The organism is Streptococcus oralis ATCC 49296, from assembly GCF_000185265.1.
Taxonomy (GTDB): Bacteria; Bacillota; Bacilli; order Lactobacillales; family Streptococcaceae; genus Streptococcus; species Streptococcus oralis_BC.
Genome location: NZ_GL622183.1, coordinates 1623613 through 1636959 on the forward strand (window position 1 = coordinate 1623613; position 13347 = coordinate 1636959).

The window sequence follows — 13347 nt, forward strand, 5'->3', positions numbered from 1 at the left end:
CTGCATTATAAGAAAAATAAGGACTTCTGTCAAATTCTAACCTAATCGATTCTGTTAGTTTCCGATTTTATAGCTCACATTTAAAGCAAAAACTCTTGAAAAATCTTCAAGAGTTTTATTTTCTATTTCTATTCTTCATCCATACTTAAGACGCTAAGGAAGGCTTCTTGTGGTACTTCTACTGATCCGATAGCTTTCATGCGTTTCTTACCAGCTTTTTGTTTTTCAAGGAGTTTGCGTTTACGAGAAACGTCACCACCATAACATTTGGCAAGTACGTTCTTACGAAGAGCCTTGATATCTGTACGAGCCACAATTTTGTGTCCAATAGCTGCTTGAATCGGCACCTCAAATTGTTGACGAGGGATGATTTTCTTGAGCTTATCCACGATGAGTTTCCCACGTTCGTAGGCAAAATCCTTGTGAACGATAAAGCTAAGGGCGTCCACCTTGTCTCCATTGAGAAGGATATCCATTTTGACCAGTTTAGATGGGCGGTACTCTGACAATTCGTAGTCAAAGCTTGCATAACCACGCGTCGAAGACTTAAGCTTATCAAAGAAGTCAAAGACAATTTCAGCAAGCGGAATTTGATAGATAACATTCACACGATTATCATCAATATAGTCCATGGTCACAAAATCCCCACGCTTGCGCTGAGCCAGTTCCATCACTGCTCCGACAAACTCCTGCGGCACCATGATTTGCGCCTTGACATACGGTTCTTCAATAGTCGCAATCTTGGTTGGATCTGGGAATTCAGAGGGGTTAGACACATCCATAGATTCACCGTCAGTTTGGTTAACCTTGTAAATAACAGATGGAGCTGTCATGATGAGGTCAATATTGAACTCACGTTCTAAACGCTCTTGGATAACATCCATATGGAGAAGTCCAAGGAATCCACAACGGAAACCGAATCCAAGCGCCTGCGATGTTTCTGGTTCAAACTGAAGGCTGGCATCGTTGAGTTGCAATTTTTCAAGAGCTTCACGAAGGTCATTGTACTTGTTTGACTCAATTGGATAAAGTCCTGCAAAGACCATAGGATTCATCTGCTTGTAGCCATGTAATGGCTCTTCCGCAGGATTGGTTGCCAAGGTAACTGTATCACCCACACGAGTGTCTTGAACCGTCTTGATGGAAGCCGCAATATAACCAACATCACCAGTCGCAAGGAAATCACGACCAACTGCTTTCGGTGTAAAAATACCAACTTCCGTCACATCAAAGGTCTTGCCATTGCTCATGAGCTGAATCTTATCGCCAGGTTTAACCACTCCGTCCATAACACGCACTTGGAGGATAACCCCACGATAAGCATCATAAACTGAGTCAAAAATTAAGGCTTTTAATGGAGCTGAAACATCACCAGTTGGAGCTGGCACTTTTTCAACGATCTGCTCAAGAATCTCTTCAATACCAATACCAGCTTTGGCTGAAGCCAGGACCGCTTCGCTGGCATCTAGTCCAATGACATCCTCAATCTCTGTACGCACACGCTCTGGATCAGCTGCTGGAAGGTCAATCTTGTTAATGACTGGCAGAATTTCCAAATCATTGTCCAAGGCTAGATAAACGTTAGCAAGAGTTTGAGCTTCAATCCCTTGAGCCGCATCAACCACCAAAATCGCTCCTTCACAGGCAGCTAGCGAACGCGACACTTCATAGGTAAAGTCCACGTGTCCTGGCGTGTCAATCAAGTGGAAAATATAGGTCTCGCCATCTTTAGCAGTGTAATTGAGCTCAATGGCATTGAGTTTAATGGTAATCCCACGTTCACGCTCAAGATCCATACTATCCAGAAGTTGGGCTTGCATTTCACGACTAGAAACCGTCTCCGTCTTTTCCAAAATGCGGTCTGCTAGCGTTGATTTCCCGTGGTCAATATGGGCGATAATAGAGAAGTTTCGAATCTTCTCCTGTCGTTTCTTCAATTCTTCTAAGTTCATGATGCTCTTCCTTTCAGGGTATCTATTAATTATAAATTGTTTTTAACATTTTGACAAGACCATACCCTGCTAGGAGTACTAATCTTCGGCAATAAAGCCATCATTTTCTATAAAGTAGTGTTCAGTCATTCCTTGGTCTGTAAAGATGATTCCATGAAGGACACCACCATAGACAGCTCCTCCATCCATGCCAATCTTGCCATCCTCTGTTATCCAAAGCTCAGCAGTACCTCGGTCTTGCTTTAGCAAACCATAAACTGGTGTATGCCCAAAGACAATGGTTTTCCCGGTATGATTTTCAGCTTCGTGGAATGGTTTTCTGAGCCAGACTTTTTTATAATCTGTAGTTTCATGCCAATCATCCAAGGTCAAGTCAATACCCGCATGAACAAAGATATACTTGTCTGTCTCTACTACAAATGGCATTTGACGAATAAATTCGACCAAGTCTGCTGCTTCAGTCGCAACCCGTTTGGCATCTTCTACGCCATCAACTGGTGCATCCAAGGGACGACCTAAAATAGAGTTAATGGTTGTATCTCCACCATTGCGGCGATAATGGTCATAGCTTTCTTCTGGATTATCGAGCCAAGTCAGAAACATATACTCATGGTTTCCTGATAGACAGATAGCTCCATGATTGTCGACCAATTCTTTGACCATTTCTAGAACACGGCGACTGTCTTCACCACGGTCAATCAAATCCCCTAGAAAGAGCAGCTGAGTTTGACCATCCCAGGTTTTGAGCAGATCTTCTAGCATACCTGCCTTTCCGTGAACATCTCCAATTACATAATAGTCTGTCATTTATTTCATCCTCGTTTGCAATAATTCTCTGGCTTGAGTAAGGGCAGCTTCTGTTACATTTTCCCCAGCCAACATTTTAGCTACTTCCTCTACTCGCTCTTCTAAAGTCAAGAGACGAACCGTCGACACCGTAGAGTGCTCATCACTAATCTTCTCAATAAAGAATTGATAATCCGCGATGGCAATCACTTGTGGAAGGTGAGAGATAGCAAGAACCTGACCATGCTGGCCAATCTTATGAATCTTTTGAGCAATGGCTTGGGCCACACGACCTGAAACTCCCGTATCCACCTCATCAAAGACAATACTAGTCTTGCCTTCCTTCCGAGAAAAGGCTGACTTGATAGCCAACATGAGACGGGATAATTCCCCACCAGATGCAACTTTGACCAAAGGCTTAAAGTCCTCACCTGGGTTGGTGGAAATGTAAAACTCGACCGTTTCATTTCCTTCACGACTAAATTTGCCCTTACTAAAGCGAACCTGGAACTGTGCCTTCTCCATATAGAGATCCTGAAGTTCTTGTTTAATCTCAGCCTCAAGCTGCTGGGCCAAGTCATGACGAGCAGATGCAAGTTGCCCTGCCAAATCAACAAGATTAATTTCCAATTTCTTTAGCTCTGCTTCCATGTCTTCAGAAGAAAGGTTATTTCCTGTCAAGAGATTGTACTCATCCGTAATCTTAGCAAAATAAAGCAAAACATCGTCTACAGTCCCACCGTACTTGCGAGTAATAGTATTCAGAAGGTCTAAGCGATTTTCAACCTGCATGAGGCGAATGCCATCAAAATCCAAATCCTCAATAATATCTTCCAAACGCTTGCTAATATCTTCTAAAACATAGTAGGTTTCTGATAGAGAACTTGAAATTTCACGGTATTCAGGGTCATATTCTTCGACACTTTCCATGTCATTCATTGCTGAACGGACATTAGCAAGACTGGAGAATTCCTCATTGTCCAACATGCCATAAGCATTAGTTAGCGTATCCGCAATATTTTTATGATTGAGAAGCTTATCTCGTTCTTGGTTGAGAGCCAAGTCTTCACCAGCCTGCAAGTTTGCCGCCTCAATCTCTGCCATTTGAAATTCCAACATCTCAATACGAGCCTTGTGTTCCTGCTGATTTTTCTTGGCTTCCAGAACTTGTTTACGCATTTTGCGATAGGCATCAAAGCTCGTCTGATAGGTCTCCTTCAAGTCCAAGAAAGCAGCATCACCAAACTCATCCAACATCTGGATGTGCAGTTGAGGACGCATTAACTCTTCTTGGTCATGCTGACCATGGATATCCACAAGGTGTTGCCCAATAGCACGCAAGACAGAAAGATTGACCATCTGGCCATTCACGCGACTAACACTACGACCATTTTGCAGAATTTCCCGGCGGATGATAATCTCATCACCCATTTCCAAACCTTGCTCTTCAAAAATTTCCTGTAAAAGGCGACTATTTTCAACCGAAAAAAGCCCCTCAATCTCTGCCTTTGGCGCACCGTGACGAATAACGTCTGTTGTTGCACGAGCCCCCAACATAAGATTCATAGCGTCAATAATGATAGACTTTCCGGCACCCGTTTCCCCAGTCAAAACAGTCATACCCTTTTCAAAATTGAGGGAAATCGCCTCAATAATGGCAAAGTTTTTTATCGAAATTTCAAGTAACATACCGACCTACCATTTTTTGACTTGTTCAACAATTTCTTCAGCCGCCTCTGCTGTTCTAGCTACAATTAAGATAGAATCATCATCAGCTAGACAGCTAAAAATCTGTTCAGAGAATGCCTCAACCAACTGACTCTTCACAAAAATAGTATTTCCAGGAATGACAGCAAGGTTGATCATATTTCCCATTAACTCAGAACTCACAATGTTGTCCTCAGCCAACTGCAAACTTTTGACGACAGATTTTGGCAACTCATAGATATAGGTGTTGTTCTTCAAAGGAATTTTAACAATCCCAAGCTCCTTGATGTCCCTTGAGACAGTGGCTTGCGTAGCAGAAATACCTGCTTCCTTCAAATGCTCAACGATTTCTTCCTGAGTCCCGATTTGATAATCCGTAACAAATCTTCTAATTTTTTCAAGTCTCTCTTTTTTATTCATCTTTAAATTCTCTATGTGCTCTCTCTACAACTTTTTCTATTTCAGGGGCAACTTGGTTACTTGCTCCCTCTTCCTTTTTCAAATATACCAGAAATTCGATGTTTCCATGTCCACCTTGGATTGGTGAATAGTCTAATCCAAGCACTGAAAATCCTTCCTCTACTGCCATAGCAGTGACAGATTCAAGGACAGTTTGATGAACCTTGGCATCTCGAATGATTCCATTCTTTCCAATCTGCTCACGACCTGCTTCAAACTGGGGTTTAACCAGAGCCACCACCTGCCCTTGATCAGCCAAGACACGATGCAAAGCAGGCAAAATCAGACTGAGGGAAATGAAACTCACATCAATACTGGCAAAGCTTGGTTCCTGCTCAAAATCAGTCTTTTCAGCATAACGAAAATTAAACTGCTCCATGCTGACAACTCGTGGGTCTTGGCGCAATTTCCAAGCCAACTGATTGGTACCAACATCGACTGCAAAGACCAACTCAGCACCATTTTGCAACATGACATCAGTAAATCCTCCAGTGGAAGCCCCAATATCAATCGTGGTTGCTCCATCCACTGATAAATCAAAGACCTGCAAGGCCTTCTCTAGTTTTAGACCACCTCTACTGACATACTTGAGTTTTTCACCCTTGAGTTTTAGTTCAGTATCATCTGGGATTTTTTCTCCTGGTTTGTCAAAGCGTTCTCCATTCAGGACAGCTACAACAAGCCCAGCCATGACACCGCGCTTGGCCTGTTCTCGCGTTTCAAACAAGCCCTGTTTATAAGCTAGTACATCCACTCTTTCCTTAGCCATTGATTCTCAAACTTTCTACTATTTTCACAATCGGCGCTGTTTCAAAGCTGACTTGCTGGGCGATTTCTTCTAATTTAGCCTCGGCTTGATCCAAGGTTTGGTTGCAAAAGGAAATGGCCTCTTCCAAGCCCAACAAGGCTGGGTAGGTTGATTTTTCAGCTTGTAAATCCTTTTGCGGAGTCTTGCCGATTTCCTCAAAACTAGCTGTCACATCCAGCACATCATCTCGAACTTGAAAGGCCAGCCCAATCAATTCACCAACCGTTTTCAGTTTTGCTTGGATTTCTGGTGCTAATTCAGCTATAATAGCAGCCGCTTGGAATGGATAGGCTAGCAATTTTCCAGTTTTATTGGCATGAATGGTCTGGAGTTCTTCCAAGGACAAATGCTGGTGTTCGCCTTCCATATCTAAAACCTGACCTGCCACCATGCCTAGACTACCTGAAGCAAGGGATAAGTTGGCAATCAAGTTCACCTTGATCTGACTTGGCAAATCTGCCTGCGCTATCAAGGAATAGGGATCTAGGAATAAGGCATCTCCAGCCAATATTGCCATCGCTTCGCCAAATTTCTTGTGATTGGTTAAACGCCCCCGACGATAATCATCATCATCCATGGCTGGAAGATCATCGTGAATCAAGCTCCCTGTATGAATCATTTCCAAGGCCGCAGCCACCTGCGCGTGTGCTGGTTTAATAGCGACTTGCAAGGCTTCCAGAACCTCTAACAAGAGAAAAGGCCGAATACGCTTGCCCCCAGCATGAATGGAATAGAGAACGGACTCTCGAAGACTAGAAGCAAACTGCTGGTCTCCATAAAAATCTTCCAAAGCAGACTCGACAAGAGCTAATTTTTCTTGCTTCTTCATTCAAAATCACTTTCTGTTCCGTCTTCTTGCATGACCTTAACCAAGGTCTTTTCAGCCTTGTCCAGCGTCGCTTGGAGCTCTTTTGACAAGACCATGCCCTTTTGAAAGGCCGCAATCGCATCTTCCAAAGCAATTTCACCATTTTCCAAACTTTGGACAATGGTCTCTAGTTCTGCTAGATTTTCCTCAAATTTCTTTTGTTTTGACATCTTTAACCTCTAATTCTACTTGACCATCTCGCATCAAAAGCGTCACTTGGTCTTTTTTATTCAACATCTCAACAGAATCGACTACTGACTCTTCTTTTTTGACAATAGCATAACCACGCGCCACTATTCGACTGGTATCCAACATCAGTAGAGCTTCTGAAAGTCTCTTGACTTCAGCAACCTTGGCATCATAAACTAGCGCCATTTGGCTGCGTAGGAGCTTGTCCAACTGACCTAGACGGTCTTGATAACGCTGGATTTTGGTAACAGGTGATAATTGGACTAGTTGATGCGTTCTTGCTTGGACTAGCTGTTTATTATCAGAAATCCGTGTTCGCAAACTTTGTTTTAATCGCAGTTGCAGTTGATCTAACCGTTGTAAATAACCATCATACAAACGCTCTGGCTGTCTAAAGATGACTGACTGACTGCATTTTTTCAGAGCTTCTTTTTTTCTTGACAGGACATTCTGAACTGCTGTTGCCATCCGCTTTTCCTGATTTTGCAAATGGGTTAACACATCCAACTTAGTCACAGGCGTAGCCAGTTCAGCTGCAGCTGTTGGCGTTGCAGCACGGCGATCTGCCACAAAATCCGCCAAGGTCACATCTGTTTCATGCCCAACACTAGAAATAACTGGCAAACGGGATTCAAAAATAGCCCGTACCACGATCTCTTCGTTAAAAGCCCAGAGATCCTCAATGGAACCCCCACCACGACCAATGATGAGAACATCTAGGTCCTCACGTTGATTGGCACGCGCAATATTTCGAGCAATTTCCTCCGCTGCTCCATCACCTTGTACCTTGGTCGGATAGAGAAGGATATCAACACCAGGAAAACGTCTGCTGACGGTCGTGATGATATCTCGAATAACAGCTCCACTGCGACTGGTTACCACACCGATTCGCTTAGCAAACTGGGGAAGAGGTTGCTTGAATCTCTCTTGAAATAGACCTTCTTCCGTTAGTTTTTTCTTGAGTTGTTCAAACTGAATCGCAAGCGCCCCAACCCCATCAGGCTCAGCTTTTTCAATGATGATAGAGTAGCTACCGCTTGGTTCATAGACCTGCACACGCCCAATTACATTGATCTTCATTCCTTCTTCCAGGTCGAAACCTAATTTCTGATAGATCCCTGACCAGATGGTCGCTTGAATAACTGCATGGTCATCCTTTAGGGAGAAATATTGGTGAGTAGGTCGTTTACGAAAGTTGGAAACTTGACCAGTTAAATAGACCCGTTCCAAGTAAGGGTCTTTATCGAATTTCATTTTCAGATACTTGGTCAAAGTTGTTACCGATAAATACTTTTCCATCTCCACCTACTATTCATTTTCTTGCTTTTCCATGGGTATTATTATACCAAAAAGATGATTAAAAATCTCCTTTTGCATACTGAAACCAAAGGAAAAATAGAAAAGGAGGCTAGGCCTCCTCATCTGATTATTTGCTGTTTCGTGCTTCTTCCAAAATCTTTGCAATCTTGGTCGTCAAAAGGTCGATAGCAACGGTATTGCTGACACCTTCAGGAATGACGATATCAGCATATCGTTTGGTCGGCTCGATAAACTGATGGTACATGGGTTTGACCACACCCAGATATTGGTCAATAACGCTATCAAGGCTTCGGCCACGCTCCTCCATATCACGCTTGATACGGCGAATAATACGCACATCATCATCTGTATCCACAAAAATCTTGATATCCATCAAATCGCGCAGACGCTTGTCCTCCAAGACCAAAATCCCCTCAACGATAAAGACATCCTGAGGCTCCTGACGATAGGTCTTGCTACTCCGTGTATGCGCTGTATAGTCATAAGTTGGAATGTCCACTGGGCGCCCTGCCAACAATTCCTTAATCTGCTCGATCATTAAGTCTGTATCAAAGGCAAAAGGGTGGTCGTAGTTGGTTTTGACACGTTCTTCAAAAGTCAAATGAGACTGATCCTTGTAGTAAGAATCATGCTCAATCATGGAAATCTTTTCATCAGGGAAATGCGATAAAATGGCTCTTGAAACACTAGTTTTTCCTCCACCAGAACCACCTGTCACTCCGATAATGATTGGTCTATTTTGCATGCTATCCTCCGTTTTTTTATCCGACGTCTATTTTATCACATTTTTTACAAAATTTATAGTCTGATTTTGGATAGATTATGGATAACAATTCTAATACTTTCACTCCAGTTAGACTAGCCGAAAACCTTCCTTGGTTTGTAGAGATTGCCTCTTTTTTCTAAAATGGCTAGCAATTTATCCCCCTCAAAGGCAGCCAATTCTTGGTCTGTTTGGTCTAACTCAATAAAACGACCAAATCGCACTTCTGTAGCCTCTTCTGGACTTAGGAAAACTTTAACAAGATCCCCCGTACCAATCTCTAGAGGATGGAGAAAGTCCAGTTGACCAGCCTCCACTTTTGCAGCAATTTCATTCAAAGTCAAGGCATCTTCTAACTGTAAACCTGCTGCACTCGTCCGAGTCAAATGGGACATATGGGCCGCATAACCCAGCTTCTCTCCCAAATCAACTGACAAGGTACGGATATAAGTCCCCTTACTACATTTCACACGAAATGTAAAACGTGCGAGGTGATCCTCATAAGAAATCGGACTAGTCCGCTCAAATTGATAAATAGCCACCTGACGTTCTGGACGCTCCACTTCCTGACCAGCACGCGCATACTCATAGAGCTTGCGACCATTGACCTTGACAGCCGAGTACATCGGTGGAATCTGAGTGATAGGCCCAGTCAGACTAGCAATCGCTTCATCGACAATGGTTTCATCCAAGAGCGACAAAACAGGAGTCTCTGCGACCACTTCTCCACTAGCATCCTCGGTCGTTGTTGAATAACCTAGAGTGATTTCCCCCTCATAGACCTTGCCCTCGTCCTGCATAAACTCGACCATGCGTGTCGCCTTACCAACCGCAATGGGCAAAACACCCACCACATCCGGATCCAAGGTCCCACCATGACCGATTTTCTTTGTCCCCAAAATCTTACGCAGCTTAAAAACCGCATCATGCGAAGTCATCCCCGCTTCTTTTTTTAAGTTGATAATACCGTTCATGTGTTGCTTTCTGATTTCATTCATGAAATATCTTCTTCAAGAATTGTAATGTAATTATCTTTTGTAACAAAAGATAATGTGGCTAATCTTCTTGCTTGGTTCATAACTATCCTATCAAATACATTTCTTACAAATCGCCCATTTGCATTTTTATTTTCAGGATTGTTACTATGTAATTCTAAATATTTTTTTAATGTTTCTTTTGCAGAATCATGCAAAATGTATTCTTCATTTTTACAATGTGAAAGAAAAATGTCAAACATTTGGTCCACAGTATAATCTTCAAACGTAATAAAATAATTAAATCTTGATTTTAACCCAGGATTAGATTCAAAAAATTTTTTCATCAATTCATCATATCCAGCAACAATAACCACCAAATCATCACGATAGTCTTCTAATGCTTTAGTTAACTCAGTTAAACACTCTCGACCATAACTATCACTTTTATCGTTTTCAGTAATACTATATGCCTCATCAATAAACAATACACCACCTTTGGATTTTTGTATCAATCTCTTAACTTTCGAAGCCGTTTGTCCTTGATATTCTGCTATTAAGTCTGTTCTACTTGCCTCAATAAAGTGGCCTTTACTTAATATTCCTAATGACCGGTACATATTCCCAACGATTCTAGCCACAGTAGTTTTACCAGTACCTGGATTACCTAAAAACGCCATATGCATCGTTCTATTTGTTTTTTTAAGACCGATTTTTTCTCTACTTTGCTGAACTTTATTAAATGCGACTAGATTTTCAATCTCTTTCTTCACATTTTCTAAACCTATCAAGGAGTTTAATTCATCGGACAGCTCATCAAATGATTTGGTATTGATTTCTTTTAAAATAGCGTACTCACTATCTATAAATCTAGAACCAAGATATTTATACAGTAACTCTAAAACCGTTGACTGTCTTTCTTTAATTTTAGGAAATTTATCATTATTTGACAAATTACCTAAACGCTTTATTAAGTCTAATTCTGAATGCTTCTTATTATCAACAATTTCTTGAATGACAGTCTCAAATTCATAAGAATTATTTGTTAAGTCATCAAGCTTTTTCACTTCTGATTTTAACAATTTTAAATAAGTTTCACTAATCATCTACATCCCTTTAAACAATAGAAATAATACTATTAAAACAACGGCCACTCCAAGAGTATAGAATCCTTTTTTTAGAAAAACAATCTCCTCTTGCTTTTCTTCTAATTTTGTTTCAAGACCTTCAACAACTAACTTTAGATTATTTCCCTCTGTTATTGATTTATTATTGATTTCATCAAGGTAATTTTTTAAATTATTTTGTGAATTATTCACTTGTACTTGTAAATCTTTAAAACTATTTTCTAGTGTTTCTAAATCTTCTAACCTATCATGATGTTTCTTTAAAACATCAATTAAATCTTTGTTTTGTTTAATAACATCATTTAATAAGTTTTTATTATTTTCTTGATAGGATTTAGACTCCTCTAACCCTTGTAAAGCAGTAATATTAGCTTTTCTTGCAACCATTAAAGAGTCTGAAATTCTTTTAATATAGTCATCATCTAATAACTGAAAAGTTTCGTAAATTGTATTAAATTCTTGAATAATCTTTTTAATATGCTTGTTTTGTTCAATCATTCTATTTTGAACAGCATCCGTGAGTGCGTTTAAATCCTTACCTTTAACATCATATTCCGTACCAATAAATCCTAACATAAGTTCGTCTTGTGGAACGGTTGGTAAATCTGACTGTTCTGGAATCTCTTCACTAAAAGCTTTTAACGCTTCTTTTTTCTCATTAAATTTTTCAGATATTGCTAAGACCTGAATCTCTAATTCTTCTGACATAACATTCTCCTATAATAAATCGTTTAATGCATTTTGCATTTCTTCAAGTTCACTTTGCTTTTCATCAAAGTACATTTCGTTAGCTAATAATCGCTGTTTGAAATCAATTTTTGAATTAGAAAACTCCTCTTGAACATTACCAAGAAGTTCTCTTAGTTTTTGATGGTTCTTGGCCATCTTACTGAATATATCATTTCTTTTAATAGCAACATTCTGCTCAGCAACAAAAATTTGAACATCCTGAATTCTTAGCAATTCGTTCTTCTTATCAGCTTGTTGTTTTTGATTTTCCTCAATTAATTTTTTTGAAATAAATTGATCAAGTCCGTTAATGATTATCGCTCCTAAGATTCCAGTTAGTAAACTTGCTAAGAACATCCCTAAAATATTAGCAATTGTTCCTAGAAGTTTTATTTCAAAAGTCATACCTGGTATCTTATTTAAGAACTGTTCAAAATATTCACCTAAAAACAGCGCTCCTACAGCAACTAAACCAGAAGTAATAATTTTTGAAATGTGAGCTATCTTAATTGCCGTGGAATGTGTCTGATTTTCTGGGTTTGATAAATAAGAAATACTTTCTCTGATAGAACCAAATAATTGTTTAATCAAGTTTGGAAGTTTTTGTAATTTCTGGTTAAATGCGCCGATAATTTCTCCAACAATGCTTCCAACAAAACTATCTACACCTACTTTAATAAAATCTTTGATTTTGCCAAAAAATGAATGAAGTGCTTTTTTCATTTCATCCATAAATGTATCAAAAGATTGTTGTTTTGCTTTAAAATACCTCACTAAAGCATTCATTATTTCCTTTAGCATTCCAAATAGAGCTGCAACAAACATAGCTTTTATAGCATCTTTACCTGCTTTTTTGGCAATTCTAACAGATGCTTTCTTTGAAATATCCTTATTAATAGCTTTCTTTGCTCTTTTCTCAGCCTTAAGCATCTTCTTTGAATCAGCTGCTAATTTATCATTTAATCTTTTATTATTTTCAGCTTTAAGATTTCGCTTTTCGGCATCTGAGATATTCATCTTATCAATTTTCTCATTGGCTCTTTGAACTTGATTCCTAAGTTCTTTTTCCCTCAGTTCTCTATTCTTTATATATTCACTATTGGATTTTGCTCCTTTACTTTTATTAAGTGATTCGTTTGTTGCAGCAAAATTTTCTGATTTATTTGCTAAATCAACAGTCTCTATATCAGCAATTTTCCTCCATGGATTTTCAAAAATCTGTTTTCTTGGTATGACGTGATCCAGATTAGCTTTTTCATTAATTTTAATTGTTTTTCCAGTATATTCATCCTTTAAATTTCCATTTTTTTGCTTTTCTTTCATAGCACTATTTGCATAAGTATACCTTTTATCTTTCATTATTTTAGCACCCTCTTCTTTTGTATAACCATTAGGATGCTTATCATTATACTGTTTAAGGAGTGTGTCGCTTGTCATATCTAAACCAATCTGATTCGCAAATTGATTCCATATTTCATCTAAAATAACATCCCCTAATTTATCCGGTGAACTAATTTCTTTGCATTCTAGTTCTAATTTTTCAAGATTAGAAAACTCCATTGTAAATTGCTCTTCCAATAGTTCTTCTAATTCATCATAATTTAAATTTTCAGACTCATATACTTCTTCAGTATTCAATACTAATAATTCATTTTCCACTGCTTT

The 13347-nt window shown here is 39.6% G+C and carries 13 protein-coding genes; all 13 read right to left on the minus strand.

Annotated features, from left to right (window positions below):
- Nucleotides 1–128: 128 nt before the first annotated feature.
- The 13 genes from lepA to HMPREF8578_RS10115 all read right to left on the minus strand — a co-directional run bounded on the left by lepA (nucleotide 129) and on the right by HMPREF8578_RS10115 (nucleotide 13341).
- A complete protein-coding gene (gene lepA, locus HMPREF8578_RS10055) occupies nucleotides 129–1952 on the minus strand; it encodes a translation elongation factor 4 (RefSeq protein ID WP_001047196.1) in 1824 nt (607 codons plus the stop codon).
- A 78-nt stretch (nucleotides 1953–2030) separates the two neighbouring features.
- Nucleotides 2031–2759: a metallophosphoesterase family protein gene (locus HMPREF8578_RS10060; protein WP_000133359.1), complete on the minus strand. Its 729-nt coding sequence runs from the start codon at nucleotides 2757–2759 to the stop codon at nucleotides 2031–2033.
- Nucleotides 2760–4427 (minus strand): DNA repair protein RecN, encoded by a 1668-nt coding sequence (gene recN / locus HMPREF8578_RS10065; RefSeq protein ID WP_000923544.1) that lies wholly within the window; start codon nucleotides 4425–4427, stop codon nucleotides 2760–2762.
- Nucleotides 4428–4433: 6 nt separating this feature from the next.
- A complete protein-coding gene (locus tag HMPREF8578_RS10070; RefSeq protein WP_001034394.1) occupies nucleotides 4434–4865 on the minus strand; it encodes an arginine repressor in 432 nt (143 codons plus the stop codon).
- Entirely contained in the window at nucleotides 4858–5673 is an 816-nt protein-coding gene (locus HMPREF8578_RS10075; RefSeq protein ID WP_001041061.1) for a TlyA family RNA methyltransferase, read from the minus strand. The genes HMPREF8578_RS10070 and HMPREF8578_RS10075 overlap by 8 nt, the downstream gene beginning before the upstream one ends.
- A complete protein-coding gene (locus HMPREF8578_RS10080; RefSeq protein WP_000743806.1) occupies nucleotides 5666–6541 on the minus strand; it encodes a polyprenyl synthetase family protein in 876 nt (291 codons plus the stop codon). The genes HMPREF8578_RS10075 and HMPREF8578_RS10080 overlap by 8 nt, the downstream gene beginning before the upstream one ends.
- Nucleotides 6538–6750 (minus strand): exodeoxyribonuclease VII small subunit, encoded by a 213-nt coding sequence (locus HMPREF8578_RS10085; RefSeq protein WP_000043226.1) that lies wholly within the window; start codon nucleotides 6748–6750, stop codon nucleotides 6538–6540. The genes HMPREF8578_RS10080 and HMPREF8578_RS10085 overlap by 4 nt, the downstream gene beginning before the upstream one ends.
- Nucleotides 6728–8068: an exodeoxyribonuclease VII large subunit gene (gene xseA, locus HMPREF8578_RS10090; protein ID WP_000417476.1), complete on the minus strand. Its 1341-nt coding sequence runs from the start codon at nucleotides 8066–8068 to the stop codon at nucleotides 6728–6730. The genes HMPREF8578_RS10085 and xseA overlap by 23 nt, the downstream gene beginning before the upstream one ends.
- Before the next feature lie 127 nt (nucleotides 8069–8195).
- Nucleotides 8196–8834, minus strand: a complete 639-nt coding sequence (udk, locus tag HMPREF8578_RS10095) for a uridine kinase (protein ID WP_001181369.1) — start codon at nucleotides 8832–8834, stop codon at nucleotides 8196–8198.
- A 113-nt stretch (nucleotides 8835–8947) separates the two neighbouring features.
- Nucleotides 8948–9826 (minus strand): tRNA pseudouridine(55) synthase TruB, encoded by an 879-nt coding sequence (truB, locus tag HMPREF8578_RS10100; protein ID WP_025168842.1) that lies wholly within the window; start codon nucleotides 9824–9826, stop codon nucleotides 8948–8950.
- A gap of 20 nt (nucleotides 9827–9846) precedes the next feature.
- Complete coding sequence (locus tag HMPREF8578_RS10105) at nucleotides 9847–10932, minus strand: AAA family ATPase (RefSeq protein WP_000622665.1); 1086 nt, start codon at nucleotides 10930–10932, stop codon at nucleotides 9847–9849.
- Nucleotides 10933–11661 carry a hypothetical protein gene (locus HMPREF8578_RS10110; RefSeq protein ID WP_001288175.1) on the minus strand — a complete coding sequence of 243 codons (729 nt, stop codon included), beginning with the start codon at nucleotides 11659–11661 and terminating at the stop codon, nucleotides 10933–10935.
- Between the two features lie 9 nt (nucleotides 11662–11670).
- Complete coding sequence (locus HMPREF8578_RS10115; RefSeq protein ID WP_000426759.1) at nucleotides 11671–13341, minus strand: hypothetical protein; 1671 nt, start codon at nucleotides 13339–13341, stop codon at nucleotides 11671–11673.
- Nucleotides 13342–13347 lie beyond the last annotated feature (6 nt).

Coding starts and splice junctions, on each gene's coding strand:
- lepA (WP_001047196.1), bottom strand. CDS start 1,952: ATGAACTTAGAAGAATTGAAGAAACGACAGGAGAAGATTCGAAACTTC.
- HMPREF8578_RS10060 (WP_000133359.1), bottom strand. CDS start 2,759: ATGACAGACTATTATGTAATTGGAGATGTTCACGGAAAGGCAGGTATG.
- recN (WP_000923544.1), bottom strand. CDS start 4,427: ATGTTACTTGAAATTTCGATAAAAAACTTTGCCATTATTGAGGCGATT.
- HMPREF8578_RS10070 (WP_001034394.1), bottom strand. CDS start 4,865: ATGAATAAAAAAGAGAGACTTGAAAAAATTAGAAGATTTGTTACGGAT.
- HMPREF8578_RS10075 (WP_001041061.1), bottom strand. CDS start 5,673: ATGGCTAAGGAAAGAGTGGATGTACTAGCTTATAAACAGGGCTTGTTT.
- HMPREF8578_RS10080 (WP_000743806.1), bottom strand. CDS start 6,541: ATGAAGAAGCAAGAAAAATTAGCTCTTGTCGAGTCTGCTTTGGAAGAT.
- HMPREF8578_RS10085 (WP_000043226.1), bottom strand. CDS start 6,750: ATGTCAAAACAAAAGAAATTTGAGGAAAATCTAGCAGAACTAGAGACC.
- xseA (WP_000417476.1), bottom strand. CDS start 8,068: ATGGAAAAGTATTTATCGGTAACAACTTTGACCAAGTATCTGAAAATG.
- udk (WP_001181369.1), bottom strand. CDS start 8,834: ATGCAAAATAGACCAATCATTATCGGAGTGACAGGTGGTTCTGGTGGA.
- truB (WP_025168842.1), bottom strand. CDS start 9,826: ATGAACGGTATTATCAACTTAAAAAAAGAAGCGGGGATGACTTCGCAT.
- HMPREF8578_RS10105 (WP_000622665.1), bottom strand. CDS start 10,932: ATGATTAGTGAAACTTATTTAAAATTGTTAAAATCAGAAGTGAAAAAG.
- HMPREF8578_RS10110 (WP_001288175.1), bottom strand. CDS start 11,661: ATGTCAGAAGAATTAGAGATTCAGGTCTTAGCAATATCTGAAAAATTT.